Source organism: Cytobacillus luteolus, assembly GCF_017873715.1.
Lineage (GTDB): Bacteria > Bacillota > Bacilli > Bacillales > Bacillaceae_L > Bacillus_BV > Bacillus_BV luteola.
In genome coordinates, this window is record NZ_JAGGKM010000002.1 from 544,835 (window position 1) to 568,170 (window position 23,336).

Consider the following 23,336-nt stretch of genomic DNA (forward strand, 5'->3'; position numbering starts at 1 on the left):
TCTTCCTTCCTCATAGCTAGTCTCTATTATTATATTCTTTCACGAACAATCTTTAAAGATAGATTGTGTAAATCTATAAAAATATTCGACAAATACAGACAAATGAATTACCCCAGCACATTGATAAAAGGCTGGGGTAGTTTATTAATATAAATATTGTAACACCCTACTATCCGCTAGATTTGTGTCAATTGGGCATTCAGTTGCATCCCTTCCATATTGCCATAACCATGCGTTTCCTTGGCAATTAGGCTTAGCTGGTTTAAAGGCTGGTGCATTTCTATCCTTTGTTGGACCTGGCTCTGGCTCAGCACTCCACAAGATCGTTTGGACAGCCACTTGATTATTTCCTGCAACTGCTTTGCAATATTCAACAGCAAACGGGCCTTCAGTTGGATCATGGTAAATTCCTGGGCGATATCCTGTAGGATATAACGCTTCAACCCAGCCTCTAATCCAAGCCTCATCTACCTCAAAAAAACGCTCCACATTAGCGAATATTGCAACATTATTTGGTATTCCTAGTCTCCTCGAATGAAACACCGCATTCCTAGCGGCAACTTGACCCTTAGAATAGCCTAGGGCCTCGGAAAATACATTATAGATGGGTAGAAGCTTCATTCCTTTACTCTGAATAAAGGCTATTTCACGTTTTGTTAGCCCTTCTGAGACATTTGGTACCTCTGTTAAATACCTTCCCCAGTAGCGCGGAGTTCCGAAATTTGATTTCACACAACTATATAGTTCATCATTGACAGTAGCTGCTGAATCTACCCCCCATATATATCGAGGCATACTCATCACATCCCTTCATCATACACCTGTATTATGTATATGAAGGTACACCTTGTCTAAATCTTATTTTTATTTTGGCTTAACTCTTGTTCTTCTTTCATCACATACCACCAACAAAGGAATAAATAAGTATTTTCATCTCATACTAAGAGAAACAAAAATCGAACTATAAAGGGGATGAACTTATGAAGAAGTGGTTGTCTATTATATTCCTTGCATTGTTAACTACAGCCTGCACCGCAAATAATTCAGATACTGCATCACCAAGCCCAGGGAACAACAATGATGAAGGACTAACACATACTTTTGATGATGGTGTTCAAACCGATGAAGAAATACTAATTGAAGCCCGTGATCATATCAACATGAATAGGACAGCGAACGATTATTTGTCGAGAGCTGAAGCCGAAGAATTACTGCGTGAACACCTTAATATAGATGATAATGGCAATATTGCAGTATTTTTTGTACGTGAAGAAAATGATAACTATATCATTCAAGTAAATCATTTAGAAAGAAATAGCAGTGAAACCTTTATTGTGGATCCTACTACAAGAAAAATAACAAAACAAAGAGTTCAAAAGTAAAACAGGTCTTCTAAACAAGACCTGTTTTACTTTCCAATACTATACTTTACTAATGTAGATACTATTTCATTTCAATTGTTGGAAGGATGATTAAAACCTTCGTTCCCTTGTTCAGTTTACTTTCATACTCAACTTTCCCATTCATATCTCGAATAAGACGGTTAGTAATCATGCTTCCCAGACCTGTACCTTTTGATTTTGTTGTAAAATAAGGTAACCCGATTGTTTCTAGCTGTGTTTGATTCATACCTTTGCCATTATCCTCAATCTCTATGGCTACCGTATTTTTATCATCACCAGGACGTTTCGTAACTTTTACATAACCACCATGTTCAATCGCTTCAATTCCATTTTTAATGACATTTAGTAAGGCTTGTTTTAAATGGTGTTCATCAGCATAAACATAATGATTCCCACTTCCTTGGTAAAGTATGGTCACATTATCATACATACCAAGCGGGCGCAGTAGTTCAATTGAGTCCTTAATTACCGTATCAATTTCAACCTTTGAAAAATCAGTTTCTGAAGGCTTAGTAAGCTTTAAATAATTTGTAATAATCTTATTCGTTCGATCTAATTCTTCAAGAATAAGTGGTGCAAACTGCTTAAGTTTTTCATCATTAGTATCTTTATGAAGAAATTGAATAAAACCTCTAACTGTCGTGATAGGGTTTCTAATTTCATGAGCTATAGATGCAGCCATTTGACTGATCATTGAAAGCTTGTCCAAATAGACTGTTTCTTTAAATTGCTGATTAGCAATAATGAGCTTTTCTATGATATAAATTAGTGCAAAATAGGTAGCAAGAAAGGCTGTAAAATACGCTAAGTAAAAGGAAACATTTAAAAAATCAACTTTATAATAAAGAATTATTACATAGAACAAACAGTAAATAGCAACAACAACTGCCGACGCAGCCATTTTCTTTATAGACTTATGATAAAACCCTCTTAAAAGTATTGCTACTATAAAAGGAAGTACAGATACAATGATACCAATTAATGCATAATCGCCACCAATTACACTTCTAACAATCACTACAAGCACTAAGCAAACGAAACCCGATAGGTAACCACCATACAAAGTACTAATCATGATTGGTATCATTCTAAAATCAAAATTCGTGTCCCCTAGGCTTTCAATAGGATAAAACATGCATAATATTCCAGCAAATGCACTTATTAATCCATAGATCAATTGTTGTTTATATGTAATAGGAGTTTTATTATTAAAAGGGAAAAATAAATTCGCATTAAAGGTCAGAGAGAAGATAATTGTAATATTTACAATTAGGGGTTTTATAATAGATAGCATTCTTTACCCTCCGGGCTATTAGAAACTTTTAATTCTCATTCAAGTTATTTTAGCATAGAACTTCCAATTAACCCAACTTCAAAATATGAACAAAAGCGCAAGTGCCTTGATCAGCCCCGACTAGCAAATGTTCTGTGACATAAAAAGTCTGCACTTTGACTTTTTATGGTGCAGGTTATTTGACCTCGAGGGGCTAGGCGCTGGAGCTGGCCGCAGTATACCTTAAGGCTAAGTTTATCCACAAGGTTAATTTTTAAAATTTCCTAGACAACAAAAAAGGGAAACCCACAAAGGCCTCCCTAAACAGACTTATTCTTTCCATTTGTGGAGAAGTTGATCTTTTGGTCCTTTTGCAAAGAGGTCTATCCTTCCTTTTCCCCATGAAACTGCCGCTGGTTCGGACGTAACACTATCTCCAATTCTCTCCCATTCACTCCATTTATTTTTATCCCAATTGATAGTATAAATATGTTCATCCGTTCCCTTAACAAACACGTCTAAGCGGTTTGCACCCCATGAAGCAACACTTGGACTTGAGGTCAAGGTACCACCTAAACTATCCCAGCCGGACCATTGCCTTCCATCCCAATACTTATGATACAATTCTCGATCTTGCCCTCTTGCAAATACGTCCACCCGGTTTTCTCCCCATGAAATGGCAGCTGGAGCTGAGGTTAATTCCCCACCTAAATCAATCCAGTCACCCCATCTTGTTCCATCCCAAACCTTCTGATATAACCTTTTATTTGATCCACGCACAAATACATCTAATCGATTCTCACCTCTGGAAGATACTGCTGGCGATGAGGTTAGTGTCCCGCCTAGGTCTTCCCATCCACTCCAAATAGATCCGTTCCAATATTTATGGATTAGCTGTTGATTTGTACCTCTTGCAAATACATCTATTCGATTATTTCCCCATGAAACAGCTGCTGGTGCAGAGGTTAAAGTGCCTCCTAGACCTTCCCAGTCATTCCACTTAGTACCGTCCCACCACTTATGATATAGCTGTCTATTTCTCCCCCTAACAAATACATCAATGCGATTCCTTGCCCATGATGAAGCGGTTGGTCCTGATGTTAATACCCCACCTAAATCCTCCCATTCACTCCAGTCCTTTTCAGGCTGGTAGTCTAGATTTGAGAGTACTAACCGAATAAGATCCTTTATTGCTTTCTCAAATTCTCTTACTGGAAGATTATAAGTTTGTAACACGTTAAACAGCCAGCTTAGCTGGTTTCTTAACGCATTATATGCTTGATTAACTCGTTGATTAATGGAACCTGTATACTGGTCTTGTGTGACAATAAGAAATTGAACTACCTGTCTGAAAAGAAAACGTAAAAACCTTCGATCAATATTATACTCTTGAAATCTTTTGAATAATGGCTCTACTTCACTTTTAATGGCATTCCAAACCCTGCTAAACGCGTCTTGTTGTTGTCTTATATATTCTTGAGAATAGGCTGAATTATTTGATTGAATGGGTGGTTGCTGATAATAATATGAATAAGGGCCATAAGGGTATTGTTGAGGATATGGTTGATAATGATTTGGGTACTGATACATGAATGTAACCTCCCTCAGTTTGTTAATTATCATTCTATCTTATGATGACATTAGTCCAGATAATCCATTAATATATAACTTATTAAAAACGAAGAATGGAGAATTGTTATGAAAAAGGGAATCATTCATCACATTGAGCTTTATGTTTCTAATTTAGAGAATTCAAAAAGGTTCTGGACCTGGCTATTATCAGAATTAGGGTATGAACCTTTCCAAAAGTGGGACAAGGGCTTTAGTTGGAAGCTAGGAGATACCTATCTTGTTTTTGTACAAGTTGAAGAACGCTATAATGACGTCACATATCATCGTTGTCGGGTCGGATTAAATCATTTAGCCTTTCATCTTGACTCGAAAGAAGAAGTAAACGAGATTACAGAAAAATTGATGAGCAAAAACATACCGTTATTATATAAAGATCGTCACCCCTTTGCAGGTGGTCCAGATTACTATGCAGTATTTTTTGAAGACCCTGACAGAATAAAGGTCGAATTAGTTGCTCCGTAGGTTTTCCAATGAATGGGAGTGGTTAGGAAATAGCTACTTTTAGTTGGTCAAAAGTTCCATTATCAGATATATCTAAATTTTTAGAAAAATACTTTACTTTTTCTTCGTTTCAGTTAATAATAGTAGAAACGATAGGAGGAGTGATTAAAGATGAACCAAAACGGGCAAAAGAACGAATTACTTATCATTACGTCTACTAACAGTGAATCCACAATGTATGAAAAGGAAGCAGAATTGGTTATTAATCAGTCACTGTTCTCCTTTAAGCAAACGAAACTAATGGAACAAATTGACCATACCCTTGTTAACAGAGATGAAGTTCTTTTTATGGAACTTTCAAAGAAGTATTCGATGCTTTTATCTCAGTACAATTATTTACTATAGGGGGTTATTATGAAAACATGTAAAAGACAATTTGTTCTTATTAAAAACAACGATAAAAAATATATAAGTTATAATCTTACAGAAGCTGATCGATTCATGTTCGAACAATATGCCGGTATGGTTTTAGATGAAATATGTTACCACTTCAATTTACAAAGAGTGCAGAAGTCAATAGATCAGGCTCTTGATAACAATGATAAGCAATTGTTTGCAGAGTTAAGCCTAAAATATAACCAGCTTTTACAAGAAAATAGGTAAAAAGAAAGAGGCTATTCTTAATTGAATAGCCTCTTTCTTTTTATAATTTATCGTTCGATTAAGACTGCTCGGACTGGGCTTCCGTCAGCTTCTTTTATTGGTAGTGGAAGAGCTACTAATTCATAGATTCCTTCTTTTACTGAATCTAATACAATACCTTCTAATATATGAATGTCATTTTCTAATAAACTATGGTGTGCTGGTAACTCTTTGCTATCAAGTACATCTACCGAGGGAACGTCTACTCCAATTAATTTGATCCCCTTCTTTGCTAAAAATGGCGCAAGATCAGGTGATAAGGCTGTGATGGATGTAGGAAATTCACTTCGTTCAATCCACGATTCAGTTTTAATTAAAATCCTTGAGACTCCCTCAAAATTAACATCATTAAAGTGTTCTGGAGAAAGCATCTGTATATTCTTCTTCTCAACCACTAATGCCGGGCCAATATATAGTTCTAAATCTAGTTCAATCACCTTTTTACCATCGTTATCAAAGTGAAATGGTGCATCAATGTGAGTACCCGTATGAGCGCTCATCTCTATTTTACCAACATTCACTGAGCCTGAAGCCTCTTTAGTCCAGCTCAATTCAAAAGAAAATGTGGTATCTCCTGGCCAAACTGGTATGTTATTGTGTAACACCTGAGAAATATCAATTATGTTCATTTCTTCAACCCCTACTAAAATTAATTAATTTATCGTTATAAGTTACCTTCTAGAGAATCCATTAAAACGAGTTCCCTGGTACATAAGAGTTCCTTCATCCCCCTCGACGATGAGGCCAGAATCCTTAGGTTTTACTTGGAGCTCTACTCTTTCTCCATTTCCTAATTCAAACGTAATAAAATAGGCAGTTCTTGCACTAGATTCACCGCTACCACCATATACCTGTGTTCGCTTTGATAAAACCTTTGCAAATGTAGTAACTGGTGTTGCTGTATTATTTGATGACCATGTTATTAACCCTTTTCCTATAACATAAATAAATCCACCTATTACGATAATAAAGATAATTGTTCCAAATGCACTCATCCAAACTGGCGGGCCGCCGAAGCCACTGTTAAACACCAAATCCCCCCCATAATTTCCCTTTTTCTAGTATCATAACATAGGATAATTCTAGAGAGTTATATTTTTCAGAATGATAGAATGGTGTTTATTGATCATTTGCGATAAAATAGGTTAAATTGTATTACAAAATTGGAAGGATGAATCAATTCGTGGAGCACCTTATAAACAAAAATGTACAATCGATTGAAATATCAGGAATCCGTAAATTCTTTAATATGGTAGCAGACTACAAAGATGTTATTTCTTTAACGATTGGTCAACCTGACTTTCATACTCCAGATCATGTAAAAACGGCTGGAATTAAAGCAATTGAAAAAAATTTCACTACATATACTCATAATGCCGGCTACATAGAACTTCGAACAGCTGCTTGTCAATTTCTTGAAAGGAAATACAACCTTGTCTATAAACCTGAAACAGAGGTAATTACTACAACAGGTGCCAGCCAGGCAATCGATATCGTTTTTCGAACGATTCTAGAAATTGGGTCCGAAGTAATTCTACCAGGTCCAGTTTATCCTGGTTACGAGCCACTTATTACTCTCTGTGGGGCAGTTCCTGTGTATGCTGACACACGAGAAAATGGCTTTCGTCTAACAGCTGATATTATTGAAAAACATCTTACGGCGAATACACGTTGTGTAGTTTTACCCTACCCTTCTAATCCAACAGGTGTTACATTATCCGAGACAGAATTAAGAGACATCGCCACTCTTTTAGAAGGTAAGGATATCTTTATATTATCCGATGAAATTTATAGTGAATTAGTCTTTGAAGGAAAACATCATTCAATATCGAGCCTATTGAGGGAACAAACCATCGTGATTAATGGGTTATCAAAATCTCATTCAATGACCGGGTGGAGAATTGGATTTGTTTATGCTCCGCAATGGCTAACACGCCATATGTTAAAGGTCCACCAATACAATGTTTCTTGCGCTTCATCAATAAGTCAGCAAGCTGCTATTGAAGCTTTAACAAACGGAATAGATGATGCCTCACCTATGAGGCTTGAGTATATGAAGCGTCTAGATTATGTATATAATCGTCTTGTAGCTATGAATATTGATGTTGTTAAACCAAATGGAGCTTTCTATCTATTCCCGTCTATTGAAAAATTTGGAATGTCATCATTTGATTTAGCTATGAAGCTTGTAAAAGAAGCTGGAATAGCCGTTGTACCAGGGAGTGCTTTCTCAACCTACGGTGAAGGCTATGTTCGTTTATCCTATGCCTACTCAATGGAAACACTAGAAAAAGCACTAGACCGATTAGAAACATTCGTAAAGACACATTCCTAAGAAACAACAAAAGCCATGACAGCATTCATGGCTTTTTTCTGTTTATATGTTAGATAAATTTTGATATATTGTGTTCCAGATGGTGAGTGGATTGTAGCGGAAGACACTTGACTCCTGCGGGAAATAGAGGAAAGGTCGAGACCCCGCAGACGGAACGTCGAGGAGGCTCGACTTCCTCCCCGATGGGAATCCGCCCTTGAAAAAGCCGGCAGTTGGGCTTTTTCATGATTCCCCGCGGAAAGCAAGTGCCTGCAGCGCAAAGGAACGGTCAAGATTCAGATTAAACAAAAACATTTTGTAAGAAAAGATTATTTGCCGATTTTTTGACTAAAGTATTTAGGTTAGTCTTCAAGCGGTAACGCAACTGTTATAGTTGTACCTTTATTCATCTCACTAGAAATTGTAATCGTTCCCTGATGATTTTCAATAATTTTAAAACTAACCATAAGTCCTAGACCTGTACCTTTTTCTTTTGTCGTGTAAAAAGGTTCACCAATACGTTTTACAATGTGTTCTGGAATTCCAACACCTTCATCCATAACAGAGATACTAATCTGTTTATCTAAAACTTCAGTCGAGATTGTAATTACTCCACCATTAGGCATTGCATCAATCGCATTCTTGATAAGATTAATAAACACCTGCTTTATTTGGTTTTCATCACACATTATTATAGATTCTGTTTTCATAAAGGACAAATTCAATTGAATATTATTCATAATCGCTTGTGTTTCAAGTAATGTCATTACATCTTTAATAAGTATTTCAATATTTGTTCTCTTAAACCTTATTTCTGTAGGCTTTGATAAAACCAACAGTTCACTTAGAATCGCTTCAATCCGATTTAATTCAGATTCTACTATATCAAAATATTGCTGTTGTTGGTCCGTTTTTATGAGTTGGAAAAATCCTTTTATAGCGGTCAATGGATTTCTTATTTCATGTGCAATTCCTGCTGCTAACTGTCCTGCAATTGAAAGTTTTTCAGACTTGAGCATTAGTTCTTCGGCTTGTTTTCGTTCTGTAATATCACGAATAATCACTTGAATGGCCGGCTCGCCAAAATACGTTGTAGGAATGAATATTTGCTCAGAGTAAAGTTCCTTTCCTGAAGCTGTATACCAGGTTTGTTTACTCTTTTTTTCTTTCTTTTCCGAGAGGACAAGATCTATCATTTCATCAATTTTCGAATGCTCCTCTAAATGAAGATATTTATAAATACTTGTTCCTAGCATCTCTGTATAACTTCCAGCCTCGAACATTTTTACACCAGATTCATTAATAAATACCCACCGGTTGTCATATACCACCGCTATTGTATCAATAGAGTTATGGATTATGTTTTGATATCGTTCTCTACTTTTTTGAAGGATTCCTTGAAAGTTTTTTCGAGAAGAGATATCGTCTAATACAAAATACTCAAAAAGATGCCCTTGCAGTGTTACTGAAGACAGTCGTACATCTACATCAATAATTGAATGGTCTAATCTTTGCCATTTTTCCTCAATAACACCCACTGTGTAACCGTCATGAATGGACTTTAACCTTTTCTCTATAACAATATGAAAGGGTACAAGTGCGAACTGATAGATGTCTAGTCCAATAATGTCTTCTTTCTTTCTAGCACCTAACAATCGTCTTGATGCTTCATTAACATACACAATTCTTCCATTATCGGCTAGGATAATAGCATAAGGGGTAACCTCCACTAAAGAAAATGAATCTTCCTTAGTAAAGAGCAACTCAGTCTCCTCTTTTTTACTAGTCGACAGAAGCTCTAGTGTAGGTTTACTTCTTAATGTATCTTGATTATTTACAGTTATTTGTAATAAAATTTCTTCCGCGTTAGATGAGCGGGACTTTTTAACTAGGTCTATTTTACTATCAACCCATAAGTATGTTTTATCCTTATGAAGGATCCTGAATGTGCAAGGTTCATGAGTTGTTTCATTAAAAAAATAACTTTCTACTAAAAATTGGTCATCCTCATGGATAAAGCTTTTAATATATGTACCAATTAACTCACTTTGGGAGAATCCTAGAATTTCCTCACAGTTTGAGGATATATAAAGAACTTTACCACTTGAATTAACAGATAATACTAGATGCACAAATGAAATATCATTTACTGTTTCATTTACAAAAGAATGATTGGTTGAGAAAGCTCCTGTTTCTGGTTTCATTGGTAGAATATATCCCCCCTTAATAAGGTGATCAGTAGAAAACCTATGATTCACTTTTTTAGCTGCAAATTCATCTACTTCTACCTTAATTTAGAAATATTATTCAAGCTATAGGAATTAATGCTTAATTTAAAAGGAATTTTTTGGAACAAAGCAAAAACTAGGTACTATGACCTAGTTTGCTTGATAATATTATGTTAATCTTTCAGCTCTTTGGGTCATAAATAATGATTTTGGATTATGCAGAAAGAGTTTATCTATCGTAGTCTCTGAAACTCCCTTTTCGCGTAATTGTGGGATAATTGACTCAAATAGATAGGTTGGATGCCAGTTCGCCATTATCTCAACAAGTGGCTCTGGAAGAACTGGTGGTCGACCTAGCCACACATTTACAGTGTCATGAGAAAGCATTATACGATCTTCATAGCCATCATTAAGTAATTTTAGTAAGATTTCAATTCTCTCTGTATCAAAAGGTGTTCCAACCATTCCTTGGATACCAAAGCGATCAAGTGCGATATTTACCCCGTATTCTAATGTTTCTTTATGATAGGAAGGGTTTGTATTCCCACACATATGGCCAATAACGATTCGATTAGGAGCAACACCCTTACTCACAAGTAATTGGGCCTGTTCTGGACCCATGGTACCTTCTTGTGTATGAGTTAAAATAGTAACCCCAGTGTCTAGATGAGCCCTAGCAGCAGCTCTAAAAAACATTTCTTCATAGGTGGTGATCTCATTTTTACTAGATGCAAGTTTAATAATACCTGGCTTTATGCCTGTGGATCCAATCCCCTCGGTGAGCTCTTTCATGAACATCTCATAGATTTCCTGTTCAGCTGTACCTAGGGCTTGGCGAAACTTGAAATAAGGAGTCGCTCCCTCCCCTTCGTAATAATAGCCTGTTGCACAAATAATTTTAAGGCCAGTTTGTTCAGAGATTTCACGAAGTAACTCTGGATTTCTACCACACTCATTCGGAGTAGGATCAACTACTGTTCTAACACCATAACTCATTAGTTTAATTGCTACCTCAATCCCCACCTCAAGTGCCTCTTGTCTATTAAACCCTCCAAGAGTTTGGTCTCCCTGAAATCCAGGATAGCCAAATACAAAGTGCTCATGAATCAGTGTCTTACCTAATTGGTTAATATCTATTGGACCTGTTACAGTGTTCACCATTTGTCTCATGTTATTACACCTCTTTTACGGTCGTCTTATTAAATGCATTCTGTAGTGAATTGCTAATATGTTCGACTGCAAGTTTACCTTGATGCAGTACACCAAACATACTTATAAATCCATGAATCATGCCATCGTAGCACTTGTATTCTACTTCAATACCAGCCTCAGTTAGTGATTCAGCATATGCTTTCCCCTCATCTCGTAATGGGTCAAAACCTGCTGTAATAATTAGTGCGGGTGGTAAATCAGACTTATCATCTATTAATAATGGTGCCGCAAGTGGATTTGTTAGATCTTCTGTTCCATTTAAGTAACAGTCTCTAAACCAACTCATAGCTGATTTTGTCAGAAAGTATCCTTCTGAAAACAATGAATATGATTCTGTTATTCCAAAGTTTGTAGAAGGATATAATAGGGCTTGAAAGCATAGTTTTAGAAAACCATCCTTTTTTGCAAGATGGGTTACGGCTGCCGCCAAATTCCCTCCCGCACTATCACCTCCAACAGCCAAGCGTGCTGGATCCACTTTTAAAGCTTCTGCATTATCATAGACCCACTTAGTTGCATGGAAGGCATCATATACAGCAACTGGAAATTTATGTTCAGGTGCTAGACTGTAGTCAACAGATATCACGACACACTCAGCACTATTTGCAATTGCACGGCACAATGAATCATGACTTTCTAAATTACCTAACACCCAACCCCCACCATGAAAATAAATAAGCGCCGGTAATATTTCATTATCTTTAGGAGAGTATACTCGTATTTTTATATCATCTTTCTCACCATTAATTGTCATATCTTCAATTTTATGAACTACTATTTCTGAAGCTCCTTGACGTAATCTTTGCTGAGTAAGTGCGAATGCTTCCCGGGCTTGTTCAGGTGAGAGTGTTTCAATAGCAGGGGCACCAGAGGCTGCCATCATATCCAGTAACATTTTAGCTTGAGGGTCTAAATTCATTCTTTTCATCCTTTCCTCATCAAAAAGCTAATCTAAAAGTCTAACAAACTTTTAGATTAGCTCTCCCATTTAATTAGTTACTCATTAATAATGACAAATTCTCCATTCTCAATAGCCGTTGCAGAAGGCTTCCAATTAAATCTTCCATTGTCTAAGCCTGTTAAATGCCAAACCATTTGATCATCTTCTAATGAATCAATACCCGCTTGAATATTCTCCATTATTTTCTTCGGATCAGAAACAGTGCCGGCTGCTTGCATTGCCTTAACTAATACATGTAATGTTTGATAGTTAAATGCACCTTCAGCAGTTGGAATTCTACCGAATTTCTCTTCATATTTTCCTTTAAACACCTGACCACCTGGTGCATCACTAGTATAGATTGGCAATGTCCCCACTGCCCCTTCAAGCATGTCATAGCCACCTAATACTGGCTCCATTTCCTCAAACTTCGCTTGGTCCATGATGATAAATCCACCTTTAAACCCTAGCTCACGAGCTTGTTTGATAACTAATGCTGTTGGCTGTGAAGGGCCCCCTACAAAAAGAACATCTGGGTCTTTACTCAATGCATTAGTAACGATAGTGAAGAAGTCTGTATCTTTACTAAAGTCTATAGATCCTTCATATACAACCTCGCCACCAAGCTCTTCCCACACTGGAACTAACGTATCTGTCCAATCCTTTCCGTATTGTGAAGCTGTCGGAAGAACAGCAAGTTTACTTCCAAATCGTTCCATCTGGTATTTTGAAAACGGAACAGGGTAGGCACTGTACGCCGGTGGTATGCTTAGAGTTAATGGATTTCCAACCTCTTGTACCTTGGGTTCACTCGTATAAGCACTTATAATAAAGTTTTCTTGTTCATTAAATACTTGAGTTGCAAATATCCCTCCACTATGTGGAACGAAAATAATTGGGGTTTTGTTTTCTTGAACAAGTCTTCGTGCATTTGTACCTGTTTCATTTGGTAAGTATTTATCGTCTAGTTTAACGACATTAAGTTTGTAAGTTTCTCCGTTTACCTCAAAACCAGTTTCATTGATTTCATCTGCCGCCATCGTAACACCACTCAGTGTATTTTCTCCGTAAAATGCAGCAGGGCCACTTAATGGACCACTAAAACCAATATTTACAACTTTAGCTTCTTTAGTTGCTGGAGCTTCTGTAGTGTCCTTTTTCTCTTCCGCTGGTTTGGCATCATTTGTTGCAGGTTGAGCTGGAGTATTCGTCCCACTAGAACAAGCTGCTAACATTAATAAAAAAGCTAAAAATAACACTAGCGAATACACTTTTTTCATTTCAATATCCCCCTTAAATTTTATTCATAGACGTTTGCAACTCAAATTTCAATTAATACGAATGAACAAGATCACCCCCTAAATCCCGGAAGCTAAAAGCGCTTACCTAAGCCCCGATATAAGCCTTTCTAACTTGGTCATTATTAAATAATTCATCACGTGTACCACTCAAAACAATCCTTCCGTTTTCTATTACATAGCCCCTATTAGAGACTTGAAGTGCTGCATTAGCATTTTGTTCTGCCAATAAAACCGTGGTTCCACTAGAATTTATTTGTTCAATAATGGTAAACATTTGTTCAACAATTAGTGGTGCAAGACCTAATGAAGGTTCATCTAACATTAGGAGTTTCGGTTTCGACATTAATGCCCGCCCAATTGCTAACATTTGTTGTTGTCCCCCACTAAGTGACCCTGCAGGTTGATTTCTTTTATCTTTTAAAATCGGAAAAAGGTCATAGATCCCTTCTAATTCAGTTTTTAAGAGTGACTTGTTACTCCGGAAAACATAGCCACCCATTTTTAAGTTTTCAAAAACAGTCATTTCAGGAAAAAGTTTTCTTCCCTCGGCACATTGAACAATCCCTTTATGAACTAATTTGTGAGGAGCTTTTCCACCTATTTGTTCATCCCCAAAGTATATTTCTCCATTTACTGGTTTTGAAAGACCTGAAATGGTTCGAAACAATGTACTTTTTCCTGCTCCATTTGCGCCTAACAGAACAACAAGCTCTCCCTGTCCGACTTCTAGATTAATATCTTTTAAAGCTTGAAATTGACCATAGTTCACTGATACATTAGCTAGTTTTAGCATTTTTGCTCCCTCCCAGATAAGCTTCAATTACTTCCTCATGATTACTAATCTGTTTTGGAGTACCTTCTGCTATTTTCTTACCATGATTTAAAACCATTATTTTATCTGCTAGATTCATAATCATTTGCATCTTGTGTTCAATCAAACATACTGTAATTCCGTTGTGTGCCATCTTCTCAATTAACTCAGCTAAACCATCCGTCTCGTCAGGATTCACCCCAGCAGCTGGTTCATCGAGTAAAACGAGTTCTGGGCTAGTTGCTAAGGCTAATGCAAAAGCAACTCTTTTTTGCGCCTCCTGTGAAATAAGGGCAACCGGTTGATAGGACAAATGTGATACACCAACGAAATCCAAGGCCTCAATCGCCTTTTCTAAGCACTCTTTTTCTTCGCGCTTTTCACGTTTAGTTCGTAAAATTGCATCAAGAAGTCCTGATTTGGTTCGTAATCTGTGGCCAATCATTACATTATCCAAAACGCTTGCTTGAGCAAATAAGTTCGTCGTTTGAAATGTTCTACCAATTCCTAACTCTGCTACTTTATTGGGTGCTAGCTTTGTAATATCATGATTATTAAAAACAATTCTTCCTGTACTAGGCGGGTGAAAACCACTGATCAAATTAAAGAATGTAGATTTACCAGCACCATTTGGACCGATAATAGCAGTAATCTTTCCTTTTTCAATATCAAGATCCACATCATCTATCGCGGTTAATCCACCGAATGATTTTGTAAGTTTTTCAACCTTAACCAACATCTAGCCAGCCTCCTCTACACTTGAATCTACGTTACTATTTTTAACTTGTTTTCTTCTCTTACGCTTCAAATAACTCCTTATATCAATAACCCCTCCTACTATTCCCCTTGGGTAAAATAGCATGATAAGAACTACGATTGGACCAAAGATAACCATTCTGTATTCCTCTAAAAACTGTAAGGTTTGTGAAAGCCACACAACGATAAACGTTCCAAGGATTGGACCGGTTAGTGTCCCGATTCCACCTACTAATAAATAAAGCAACATTTCAAACGTCACTGTAATTGCAGATATGTCCGGACCGATAAATCGAATAAAACTGGAATATAGAGCCCCGGCTAATCCTGCAAAGAATGCAGAAATTGAAAAAGCGATAAGTTGGTTTTTCATTACTGAAATACCAATTGTTCGGGCCAGTTCTTCACTATTTCTAATTGCGATTAGCGTTCTACCAAATAAAGAATGAACGATGCGCCTGACTATAAAGACAGTCAATATCAAAAAGAATAGAACCAAATAATACTGAGAGGTGAGGCTTGTAAATGTAAAAGGTCCAATAGCATCAGGCTGAGGTATTCCGATTAAACCGCGAACTCCTCCAGTTAATTCATCCCATTTGTCGATAATAAGATAGATGATAAAGCCAACACACATCGTATAAATTGCGAAGAAATGACTTTTTGTTCGTAAAGCAACTATTCCAACGATCAATCCGCAAAGAACAGAAATACCACAAGCAAGTAAAAAAGCTAACCAGAAACTCAATTTTGCTTCTACAGTTAATAACCCCAGTGAATATGCACCGATTGCAAAAAATCCTGCATGAGCAAGGGATAATTGTCCCGTATAACCTGAAATAATATTTAACCCATAGACCGCTATAGACCATATAAAAACAAGAATCATAACTTGAATATAATAGTTGTTTTGTAAAACCAATGGAAAGAGAATGGCAAGAGTAACAAGTAACATCAAATAAGATTTCGTAGTAAATATTCTTTCCATTAATGCACCCCCCTCGAGAACAAGCCTGTTGGTTTTGCTGTTAAAATGATGACTAGTAAAATAAATGCAATGAGGTCTTTATAATCATTTGAAATATACGTTGCTCCTAGGCTTTCTGATAACCCCAATAAAAAGCCTCCAACGATCGCCCCTGGGATACTTCCCATTCCTCCTATGATAATAATGACAAATGCTTTCATGATAACGAGATTACCCATTGTTGGGAAAACAAGATTAATAGGTGAAGCCAATGATGCCGCTGCTGCAGCTAAACCACCTGCAATTGCAAAAGTTAACATCGCAACTTGATTTGAGTTAATACCAACCAAAAATGCGCCTTCTCTGTTTTGCGCCATTGCAATAATTGATGCACCAATCATAGTCCGTGTTAGGAATAAATGAAGAGCAACCATTAAAACAACAGCAGCTATTATAATAAGAATTCGTTGCACTGTTACTGTCAGGCCAAATACTGTAACGATATTGTCATAAGGTGAAGCCATCCGCTGATATTCAGTACCGAAGGCGAGATGAGCAAAAGATTCAAAGAATAATAGCACCCCAATTGCTGCTACCATAACTCTCATTGGATTTAGTGTTCCTAACTTATGAAAGATCAAGCGTTCACACAGAACACCAATGATGGCAACAAGGACAACAGATACAAACATGGCTACCCAGTAATTCATTCCTGCATGGGTCATAAAAGTAAGTGTAAAATAGGCACCTATCATGTAAAACGCACCATGTGCAAAATTTGGAACATGAAGAATACCAAAAACTAGTGTGAGTCCCAACGCCACCAAACTGTAAACGCTTCCAATGGTAAGACCGTTTAACAATTGCTGAAACAACAACTCCATTAAATCACTCCTTACAAATAAGAATCGATAAATATTTTCAGTATTTTCAGATATTTAAAGGTAGAATACTACTATAATTATGATTATCAAAGGTGGGTAATAATACGTTTGCTCTTTCAACTTCGAAGTAGTGTTGTAGAAGAATTAGAAGAATAATAGTAAATGAATTCTTCAATCAGCAGGTAGTGGATGCACCTGCTGATTGAAAAACGTGTAACGTTGTTTACGGGATTAAGATAAGTTTCCCTTTTGTTTTCCTACCTTGTAACAAAGTATGAACGGAGGCAGCTTCATTTAAAGGAAAAGTCCCTCCTATCGTTAATTTTAAACTTCCATTATTTACAAAAGACAGTAGTTCCATAAGACTCGATTGGAATAACTGTGGTTTTCTCATTATCTGAGGTAAAAAGAAACCAATGACAGACTGGTTTTTTGCCATTAAAGATGAAGGATAAAGCCTGCTCTGTTCACCACTTGCGACTCCATATATTACAACACGTCCGAAGGGAGCTAGACACGTTAATGTCTTTTGAAAGATATCTCCACCAGCCATCTCTAATGCCACATCTACTCCCTTACCATCCGTAATCCTTAAAACTTCTTGTTCCCAGCCAGCTTCAGTGTAATTAACAACCTCATCAGCACCAAGTTCTTTTGCAAGTGCCAGTTTTTCTTCAGTACTTGCAGTTGCAATAACTTTTCCTGCTCCAAACAACTTAGCTAGTTGTACAGCAATGGTCCCTACACCACCTGCAGCAGCATGAATTAGCACACTTTCACCTTGCTCGATTCTTCCCATTGTCTTAAGGATATGGTAAGCACTTAGCCCTTGTAGAGGGAGTGAAACTGCATATTCAAAATCCACCCCATCTGGTAAAGGAATCAGAGACCGTTCATGAGCAACAGCATACTCTGCATATCCATTTGATTCAATTAGCGTAACCACGCGGGTACCAACCTGAACACCTGTTACATTGTCTCCTACTTCAACAACAACACCTGCTACCTCGGCACCAGGAATAAATGGCAATGTTGTTTTTACAACATACTGTCCTTCTCTTCGTGCAGTATCCGCATAATTTACTCCTACTGCTTTTACTTCTATTAATACTTCATTTGATTTTGGAGTTGGTTTTTCTACATCAACATACTTTAATACCTCTGGTCCACCAAACTCAGTTAATTGAATAGCTTTCATTCATCACAGCTCCCTTATTTCCCCTTAAATACAGGTTTTCTTTTTTCCTTAAAGGCTGCTACCCCTTCAAGATGGTCCTCTGTTTGAATCATCATTGTTTGTGTGATACGTTCCTGCTCAAGTATTTCACTGAGACTTGAATTGAATGAATGATCCGCAATTTTTTTCATCATCCCAAAGGCTTTACTTGGTCCACTTGCTAGTTTAGTTGCAAGCTTTTTAGTACCTTCCTCTAATGCCTCTACAGGTAATACTTGATTAACAATACCCAACTCAAAAGCAACATTTGCCGTGATGGGTTCTCCACTAAAAAATAATTGTTTCGCACGATAAGGTCCAATCAACCGTGGGAGAAAATACAATCCTCCTCCATCAGAGATTAATCCTACCTGGCTAAAACTCAAAGCAAATTTACTATCTTCTGCAGCTACGATTAAATCACAAGCTAGCGCTAAATTAAATCCTGCTCCAGCCGCAAACCCATGTACAGCTGCAATAATTGGTTTTTCTAAGTCTTTCATTGCAAGTATACATTCATTAAGTTTTCCTATATGATCATACCCTTGGACAGCAGATGCTTCCCCCATCGTCTTTACATCTCCACCGGCACTAAAAGAACGACCTGCCCCCGATAAAACGACCACTCGAACCTCTTCATTCTCTCCCGCAGACTTTATTGCTTCTGTAAGGCCTAAAATCATCTCAGAGCTGAATGCATTTAGACTGTCAGGGCGATTCAGTGTTAACGACATGACAGGGCCATCAATATTTATTAATAAGTGTTGATTCATCAATATCCCCCTTATCTTATGAAACTTTATTACTAAGTTATCAACCAGCCACCATCAGCTAGCACATCAGAACCTGTCATATAGGAGGCTTCATGTGAAGCAAGAAATGTAATAATATTGGCAATTTCTTCTGGCCTTCCCACTCGTTTTAATGCAGTGTTTCTCCTTATTGCAGCCTGGAAACTTTCATTTTGTAACCCTTGTTCTGTCAATGGAGTTTCAACAAAACCTGGGGAGACAGAATTCACACGTATTCCATAAGGTGCTAGTTCCAATGCTAACGCCCTAGAGAAGTTAATAACTGCAGCCTTTGCTGAACTATAGTGAGGAATGTGAGAGCCAGCTTTATACCCTGATAAGGAGGCAACATTAACAATGGAGCGATTTCTCTCTTGACCTTCTATTCCTGTTTTAATACCCCTTACCATCAAATTCCCCAATGCTTTTGAAACAAGGAAGACGCTTTTTAAGTTTGTTTGTTGTACAAAGTCCCAGTCGTCTGATGATGTTTCTAAAATTTTTGATTGACGAGAACCACCAGCATTATTAACAACCACATGCAGATCACCGTATTTCTCCTCTATAAATGTAGCCAGATTATTAACATCATCTTCATTCGTAACATCTGCAGTAAAAATATGTGCAACAGTATGTTTAGAGGCTTCATTAATTTTGTTTGAAACTAGTTCAAGCTTTTCTTGTGTTCTTCCAACAAGAATTACTTTAGCTCCCTCACTAGCAAGACGGATAGCCGTTGATTCCCCAATGCCGCTTCCTGCCCCTGTTACAACTGCAATGGTTTGTGAAAATCTCGTCACTCTTCTCCCTCCCCTGCGGATACAACTAATATCTAGACTGAATATTGCTCAACATCTATCAAGCGATCTGCAATCTGACGTTTACGTTCAACTGCGCCTGCAACTTGGAAAGGACTCAAACTTTTTATAACTAATAAGAGTGTTTGTTGAAGTTTAGGACCTTCTACTACACCAGTTATTAATTTTCTAGCAGCAACTTCAATATCAAGTACTACATCATCCATAAATGCCTGTGCTAATTTGATTTTATAATCAGTTTGCGTCTTTTGAGACCTAAGGACCACAGATTCTGCAGCGTAAAGATTCATCGCAATATCTGCTAATTTCATCAAGGTTTCCTGTTCGTTTGGTAATTCTAACCCATATCTTTCATAGGCCACTCCGACACATAGTAAAAAGATTCTTCTGATGGTTTTTACAGCCTCAATTTCACGTTCGAGCTTCCCTTCGAACTCACTTTTTGGGTTCTGTAACTCCATAATTGCTTTTTGAACGATTTCTTCTAATTGTATGTCTCCCTTAATAGCCTTTCGGAATAGATGAGTAGGAATTAAAAGGCGATTGATCTCATTCGTTCCTTCGAATATACGATTAATTCTTGAGTCCCTGTACATTTGTTCAACTCTATATTCCTTCATAAAGCCTGAACCACCATGCAACTGAACTGCTTCATCAGCTACAAAGTCTAACGTCTCGGATCCATAAACTTTACACACAGCACACTCAGTTGCATATTCCATCATTCTTTTTCCAATCAAAGCTAGATCTGTAGATTCATATAAATCACCTAATGAATCTTCTAACATCTTTGCAGTCCTATACTGCAAAGATTCTGCCGCATAAATTCTTGTAGCCATCTTTGCAAATTTTTCTTTACTCGCACCAAACTCAGAAATAGCTTTCCCAAACTGTTTGCGCTCATTTGTAAACTTAAGAGTAAGATGAAGACCATATTTTGCAGCTCCCATACAAGCTGACCCTAGGTTGAATCTTCCTAAATTTAAGACATTTAGTGCAATTACATGTCCTTTACCAATCTCACCAAGTAGATTCTCAACTGGTACTTGACAATCCTCTAAGATAACCGTTCTTGTTGAGGAGCCTTTAATTCCCATTTTTTTCTCTTCGGGCCCTAAGGATAGCCCTGGAAAATCCTTTTCAACAATAAAGGCTGTGAATTGAGCACCATCAATCTTCGCATATACGATGAAAGTATCTGAAAAGACAGCATTAGTAATATAGAGCTTTGTTCCATTTATTAGATAATGGGTCCCCGCTTCATTTAAAACAGCGGTTGTCTTTGCTGCTAGAGCATCAGATCCAGATCCTGGTTCTGTTAAACAGTAAGCTCCAATGTATTCACCGGAAGCTAGCTTCGGCAAATACTTTGCTTTTTGTTCGGGTGTCCCGAAATAAGTAATAGGTAAAGTGGCTATACATGTATGATTTGAGTGAGCAACACCGTAGCCTCCAGCCCTTCCCACTACCTCTCCAACAATCCCTTTACTTATTTTGTCTAACCCTAATCCACCATAAGCTTCCGGTATACTATGAGCTAAGAGACCCAACTCTCCAGCCTTATGTAACAAATTAACAACTCTATCAAATTCTTGGTTTTCTACCGCCTCATTAAGAGGGTCAACCTCTCTCTCAATAAATTGTTTCGCTGTTGCAGCAATCATTTTATGTTCATCTGTAAAATCTTCCGGAGTAAATATGTCATTTGCCTCAATCTCTGAAAATAAAAAACTAGCACCTTTTTGAGTAACTTTTATATTCTCCAATTTGAATGTACCCCCTTATACGACTATTCTGCCATCTAATAAATATGGAACGATGTGAATACTCCCATGATTCCCTACAAACCTAACTTCTTCTTCATATCCGTACTTAGCAAGTAACTTCCCTACACGAGAACTTAATAAAATCTCATTTGATTTTTCTGACATTCCTTTATAAAAGAGTAAAGCTGATTGAGCAGCATCTGTTAATTGCCACTCGTTAACTTCACTATTCATTAAGCTGTTAAGAAAATAACCAGCACCATAAAAGTCTTCTAAACAAAATTCCCCGGCAGAGCCTGAACAAATAACAATAACTGTCTCTTCCCTAATTTCTTGATTAAGTTTTTCAGCAACTGCCTTTCCATTTAATAGAGAGCAAATATATACCCTCTTGGCTTCAGCTGCTTTTTTAATGGCAACAGTTCCATTCGTAGTTGATAGAATCATTGATTTACCTTCTAGTGCTTCCCTTAGTTGTAGGGGATTGGGATCTAGAAATCCTTCAATTGTTTTTCCTTCATATTCTCCAACTAAAACATATGTTTCCTCTTGTCTATTCACAGCTTCTTTTTTAGCTTCCTCACCATTTAACACTGGAATTACTTCTTTAGCACCAAAGTGCAAACCAGCTGTAATTGTCGACGTAGCAAGTAGTACATCAAAAACAACTGCAACCTTGTTGTCTTTCATTTTCGTTGAATCTATTTCTTCCTTCTTCATAAGAAGATGGATCTTTGGCATTTTAAGCACTCCTTCTCCTGCTAAAGTGAATAACCTTGTAACAAATTGTACTATTCACTTTTTATTTATTTCGAGAAGATTCAACTAACGCATATTGAATTAGGCTTTTTACTGTGAAATTAAACTTAGCAAACCGTTCATCGTGTGTTTGCCCTTTTTTATAGCGGTAATAAATTTGCTGACAAATCACCGCAAGTTTGAAATAAGCAAATGTAAGATAGAAATTCATTGTTGAAACATCTCGACCACTCTTTTTTGCATACTCTTCCACAAATTCATCACGTGTATAAAAACCCTCTTGAACTGTAACAGGCGGCTTTCCAAGTCCCCGCTTTAACATTTCGTCATCGTCAGATTGTATCCAATAACTCATGGCTGCACCTAAGTCAGCTAGAGGATCACCCACGGTGGTCATCTCCCAATCAAATAAGCCTACCATTCTAGTTAAATCATCTGTAAACATAGCATTATTCAACTTATAGTCATAATGAATAACTGTTGGTGCTTGGGATATAGGAATATTTTTAACCATCCATTCTTTTAGAATTTCAACTTCTCGTATCTCATCGGTTTTTGATCGTTCATACCTAGAGATCCACCCATGAACTTGGCGCTCCATAAAACCTTCAGGCTGACTAATGTTCATTAAACCTGTTTGCGTATAATCAATATCATGCAACTTAACAAGCTCATCGACCATGATCTCAGATAACTGTCCGCAAATATCCTTGGTAGGTGTAATGTAATTAGGAAACTCAGTGTCTAATACGATTCCATACTTCCTCTCCATAACAAAGAAAGGACTTCCTACAATGCTGTCATCATCTGAATATAAATAAGGTCTTGGCGCTGCCTGGTATACTGGATATAACTCAGAAAGAATCTTAAATTCACGGTTCATATCATGAGCTTTAGGAGCTACCGGCCCAAGTGGTGGACGTCTTAGCACCGCCGTCCAATCAGCTATTTTTAACTGATAGGTTAAATTTGAATGACCAGCACCAAATTGTTCTATTTCAAGCTCTCCTATTGGCAAAAATTCAATCTTTTCCCTTAAAAAACTTTCTAGCTTTTTTCGATTTAACTCTTCCCCTTTGCGGACGGGAATGGTGTCTTTTAGTTTATTGGTCATCATTTCCC

At 37.2% G+C, this 23,336-nt stretch carries 24 protein-coding genes; 5 read left to right on the top strand and 19 right to left on the bottom strand.

The features are described from left to right. Nucleotides 1-144: 144 nt before the first annotated feature. Nucleotides 145-795 carry a glycoside hydrolase domain-containing protein gene (locus J2Z26_RS07565; RefSeq protein ID WP_193537042.1) on the bottom strand — a complete coding sequence of 217 codons (651 nt, stop codon included), beginning with the start codon at nucleotides 793-795 and terminating at the stop codon, nucleotides 145-147. Between the two features lie 185 nt (nucleotides 796-980). On the opposite strand from J2Z26_RS07565, the gene J2Z26_RS07570 reads away from it, so the two are divergent. Further along, on the top strand, nucleotides 981-1,382 hold the full coding sequence (locus J2Z26_RS07570) for a hypothetical protein (protein ID WP_193537044.1): 402 nt from the start codon (nucleotides 981-983) through the stop codon (nucleotides 1,380-1,382). 61 nt (nucleotides 1,383-1,443) lie between these two features. Here J2Z26_RS07570 and J2Z26_RS07575 read toward each other — a convergent pair whose 3' ends face one another. Continuing rightward, nucleotides 1,444-2,697 carry an ATP-binding protein gene (locus J2Z26_RS07575; protein ID WP_193537046.1) on the bottom strand — a complete coding sequence of 418 codons (1,254 nt, stop codon included), beginning with the start codon at nucleotides 2,695-2,697 and terminating at the stop codon, nucleotides 1,444-1,446. A gap of 309 nt (nucleotides 2,698-3,006) precedes the next feature. Beyond that, nucleotides 3,007-4,266, bottom strand: a complete 1,260-nt coding sequence (locus tag J2Z26_RS07580; protein ID WP_193537048.1) for a PLL family lectin — start codon at nucleotides 4,264-4,266, stop codon at nucleotides 3,007-3,009. Nucleotides 4,267-4,374: 108 nt separating this feature from the next. Here J2Z26_RS07580 and J2Z26_RS07585 point away from each other — a divergent pair, with 108 nt between their 5' ends. The 3 genes from J2Z26_RS07585 (at nucleotide 4,375) to J2Z26_RS07595 (ending at nucleotide 5,412) form a co-directional block, all read left to right on the top strand. Beyond that, complete coding sequence (locus tag J2Z26_RS07585) at nucleotides 4,375-4,770, top strand: VOC family protein (protein WP_193537050.1); 396 nt, start codon at nucleotides 4,375-4,377, stop codon at nucleotides 4,768-4,770. A gap of 150 nt (nucleotides 4,771-4,920) precedes the next feature. After that, nucleotides 4,921-5,154 (top strand): IDEAL domain-containing protein, encoded by a 234-nt coding sequence (locus J2Z26_RS07590; protein WP_193537052.1) that lies wholly within the window; start codon nucleotides 4,921-4,923, stop codon nucleotides 5,152-5,154. A 9-nt stretch (nucleotides 5,155-5,163) separates the two neighbouring features. Next, nucleotides 5,164-5,412, top strand: coding sequence for an IDEAL domain-containing protein (locus J2Z26_RS07595; RefSeq protein WP_193537054.1), 249 nt, complete (start codon nucleotides 5,164-5,166; stop codon nucleotides 5,410-5,412). 47 nt (nucleotides 5,413-5,459) lie between these two features. Here the strand turns inward: J2Z26_RS07595 and kynB are convergent, their stop codons facing one another. Both kynB and J2Z26_RS07605 read right to left on the bottom strand, forming a co-directional pair. After that, complete coding sequence (gene kynB, locus J2Z26_RS07600) at nucleotides 5,460-6,080, bottom strand: arylformamidase (RefSeq protein WP_193537056.1); 621 nt, start codon at nucleotides 6,078-6,080, stop codon at nucleotides 5,460-5,462. 42 nt (nucleotides 6,081-6,122) lie between these two features. After that, entirely contained in the window at nucleotides 6,123-6,482 is a 360-nt protein-coding gene (locus tag J2Z26_RS07605) for a DUF2500 domain-containing protein (RefSeq protein WP_319638059.1), read from the bottom strand. A gap of 152 nt (nucleotides 6,483-6,634) precedes the next feature. Here J2Z26_RS07605 and J2Z26_RS07610 point away from each other — a divergent pair, with 152 nt between their 5' ends. After that, the gene (locus J2Z26_RS07610; RefSeq protein ID WP_193537058.1) at nucleotides 6,635-7,786 is read left to right on the top strand and encodes an aminotransferase A; all 1,152 of its coding nucleotides are present in this window, start codon (nucleotides 6,635-6,637) and stop codon (nucleotides 7,784-7,786) included. Nucleotides 7,787-8,127: 341 nt separating this feature from the next. Here the strand turns inward: J2Z26_RS07610 and J2Z26_RS07615 are convergent, their stop codons facing one another. From J2Z26_RS07615 to J2Z26_RS07680, 14 genes are all read right to left on the bottom strand, one after another. Then, complete coding sequence (locus J2Z26_RS07615; protein WP_193537060.1) at nucleotides 8,128-9,969, bottom strand: PAS domain S-box protein; 1,842 nt, start codon at nucleotides 9,967-9,969, stop codon at nucleotides 8,128-8,130. 192 nt (nucleotides 9,970-10,161) lie between these two features. Further along, a complete protein-coding gene (locus tag J2Z26_RS07620) occupies nucleotides 10,162-11,163 on the bottom strand; it encodes a phosphotriesterase family protein (RefSeq protein ID WP_193537062.1) in 1,002 nt (333 codons plus the stop codon). A 4-nt stretch (nucleotides 11,164-11,167) separates the two neighbouring features. Next, a complete protein-coding gene (locus J2Z26_RS07625; RefSeq protein WP_193537064.1) occupies nucleotides 11,168-12,124 on the bottom strand; it encodes an alpha/beta hydrolase in 957 nt (318 codons plus the stop codon). A gap of 77 nt (nucleotides 12,125-12,201) precedes the next feature. After that, the gene (locus J2Z26_RS07630; protein ID WP_193537066.1) at nucleotides 12,202-13,425 is read right to left on the bottom strand and encodes an ABC transporter substrate-binding protein; all 1,224 of its coding nucleotides are present in this window, start codon (nucleotides 13,423-13,425) and stop codon (nucleotides 12,202-12,204) included. Between the two features lie 106 nt (nucleotides 13,426-13,531). Further along, nucleotides 13,532-14,239, bottom strand: coding sequence for an ABC transporter ATP-binding protein (locus J2Z26_RS07635; RefSeq protein WP_193537068.1), 708 nt, complete (start codon nucleotides 14,237-14,239; stop codon nucleotides 13,532-13,534). Further along, nucleotides 14,223-14,996, bottom strand: a complete 774-nt coding sequence (locus J2Z26_RS07640) for an ABC transporter ATP-binding protein (protein WP_193537070.1) — start codon at nucleotides 14,994-14,996, stop codon at nucleotides 14,223-14,225. The genes J2Z26_RS07635 and J2Z26_RS07640 overlap by 17 nt, the downstream gene beginning before the upstream one ends. Next, the gene (locus J2Z26_RS07645) at nucleotides 14,997-16,001 is read right to left on the bottom strand and encodes a branched-chain amino acid ABC transporter permease (protein ID WP_193537072.1); all 1,005 of its coding nucleotides are present in this window, start codon (nucleotides 15,999-16,001) and stop codon (nucleotides 14,997-14,999) included. Continuing rightward, nucleotides 16,001-16,864 carry a branched-chain amino acid ABC transporter permease gene (locus J2Z26_RS07650; RefSeq protein WP_193537074.1) on the bottom strand — a complete coding sequence of 288 codons (864 nt, stop codon included), beginning with the start codon at nucleotides 16,862-16,864 and terminating at the stop codon, nucleotides 16,001-16,003. The genes J2Z26_RS07645 and J2Z26_RS07650 overlap by 1 nt, the downstream gene beginning before the upstream one ends. A 223-nt stretch (nucleotides 16,865-17,087) precedes the next feature. Continuing rightward, nucleotides 17,088-18,062 (bottom strand): quinone oxidoreductase family protein, encoded by a 975-nt coding sequence (locus J2Z26_RS07655; RefSeq protein WP_193537077.1) that lies wholly within the window; start codon nucleotides 18,060-18,062, stop codon nucleotides 17,088-17,090. 14 nt (nucleotides 18,063-18,076) lie between these two features. Further along, on the bottom strand, nucleotides 18,077-18,856 hold the full coding sequence (locus J2Z26_RS07660) for an enoyl-CoA hydratase/isomerase family protein (RefSeq protein WP_193537080.1): 780 nt from the start codon (nucleotides 18,854-18,856) through the stop codon (nucleotides 18,077-18,079). Nucleotides 18,857-18,885: 29 nt separating this feature from the next. Then, nucleotides 18,886-19,671, bottom strand: a complete 786-nt coding sequence (locus J2Z26_RS07665; RefSeq protein ID WP_193537082.1) for an SDR family NAD(P)-dependent oxidoreductase — start codon at nucleotides 19,669-19,671, stop codon at nucleotides 18,886-18,888. 32 nt (nucleotides 19,672-19,703) lie between these two features. Further along, complete coding sequence (locus tag J2Z26_RS07670; protein ID WP_227413728.1) at nucleotides 19,704-21,455, bottom strand: acyl-CoA dehydrogenase family protein; 1,752 nt, start codon at nucleotides 21,453-21,455, stop codon at nucleotides 19,704-19,706. A gap of 15 nt (nucleotides 21,456-21,470) precedes the next feature. Further along, nucleotides 21,471-22,196: a 2-phosphosulfolactate phosphatase gene (locus tag J2Z26_RS07675; protein WP_193537084.1), complete on the bottom strand. Its 726-nt coding sequence runs from the start codon at nucleotides 22,194-22,196 to the stop codon at nucleotides 21,471-21,473. Nucleotides 22,197-22,257: 61 nt separating this feature from the next. Beyond that, nucleotides 22,258-23,328 (bottom strand): phosphotransferase family protein, encoded by a 1,071-nt coding sequence (locus J2Z26_RS07680; protein ID WP_193537087.1) that lies wholly within the window; start codon nucleotides 23,326-23,328, stop codon nucleotides 22,258-22,260. Between the last annotated feature and the right edge of the window lie 8 nt (nucleotides 23,329-23,336).

Coding starts and splice junctions, on each gene's coding strand:
- J2Z26_RS07565 (WP_193537042.1), bottom strand. CDS start 795: ATGCCTCGATATATATGGGGGGTAGATTCAGCAGCTACTGTCAATGAT.
- J2Z26_RS07570 (WP_193537044.1), top strand. CDS start 981: ATGAAGAAGTGGTTGTCTATTATATTCCTTGCATTGTTAACTACAGCC.
- J2Z26_RS07575 (WP_193537046.1), bottom strand. CDS start 2,697: ATGCTATCTATTATAAAACCCCTAATTGTAAATATTACAATTATCTTC.
- J2Z26_RS07580 (WP_193537048.1), bottom strand. CDS start 4,266: ATGTATCAGTACCCAAATCATTATCAACCATATCCTCAACAATACCCT.
- J2Z26_RS07585 (WP_193537050.1), top strand. CDS start 4,375: ATGAAAAAGGGAATCATTCATCACATTGAGCTTTATGTTTCTAATTTA.
- J2Z26_RS07590 (WP_193537052.1), top strand. CDS start 4,921: ATGAACCAAAACGGGCAAAAGAACGAATTACTTATCATTACGTCTACT.
- J2Z26_RS07595 (WP_193537054.1), top strand. CDS start 5,164: ATGAAAACATGTAAAAGACAATTTGTTCTTATTAAAAACAACGATAAA.
- kynB (WP_193537056.1), bottom strand. CDS start 6,080: ATGAACATAATTGATATTTCTCAGGTGTTACACAATAACATACCAGTT.
- J2Z26_RS07615 (WP_193537060.1), bottom strand. CDS start 9,969: ATGAAACCAGAAACAGGAGCTTTCTCAACCAATCATTCTTTTGTAAAT.
- J2Z26_RS07620 (WP_193537062.1), bottom strand. CDS start 11,163: ATGAGACAAATGGTGAACACTGTAACAGGTCCAATAGATATTAACCAA.
- J2Z26_RS07625 (WP_193537064.1), bottom strand. CDS start 12,124: ATGAATTTAGACCCTCAAGCTAAAATGTTACTGGATATGATGGCAGCC.
- J2Z26_RS07630 (WP_193537066.1), bottom strand. CDS start 13,425: ATGAAAAAAGTGTATTCGCTAGTGTTATTTTTAGCTTTTTTATTAATG.
- J2Z26_RS07635 (WP_193537068.1), bottom strand. CDS start 14,239: ATGCTAAAACTAGCTAATGTATCAGTGAACTATGGTCAATTTCAAGCT.
- J2Z26_RS07640 (WP_193537070.1), bottom strand. CDS start 14,996: ATGTTGGTTAAGGTTGAAAAACTTACAAAATCATTCGGTGGATTAACC.
- J2Z26_RS07645 (WP_193537072.1), bottom strand. CDS start 16,001: ATGGAAAGAATATTTACTACGAAATCTTATTTGATGTTACTTGTTACT.
- J2Z26_RS07650 (WP_193537074.1), bottom strand. CDS start 16,864: ATGGAGTTGTTGTTTCAGCAATTGTTAAACGGTCTTACCATTGGAAGC.
- J2Z26_RS07655 (WP_193537077.1), bottom strand. CDS start 18,062: ATGAAAGCTATTCAATTAACTGAGTTTGGTGGACCAGAGGTATTAAAG.
- J2Z26_RS07675 (WP_193537084.1), bottom strand. CDS start 22,196: ATGCCAAAGATCCATCTTCTTATGAAGAAGGAAGAAATAGATTCAACG.
- J2Z26_RS07680 (WP_193537087.1), bottom strand. CDS start 23,328: ATGACCAATAAACTAAAAGACACCATTCCCGTCCGCAAAGGGGAAGAG.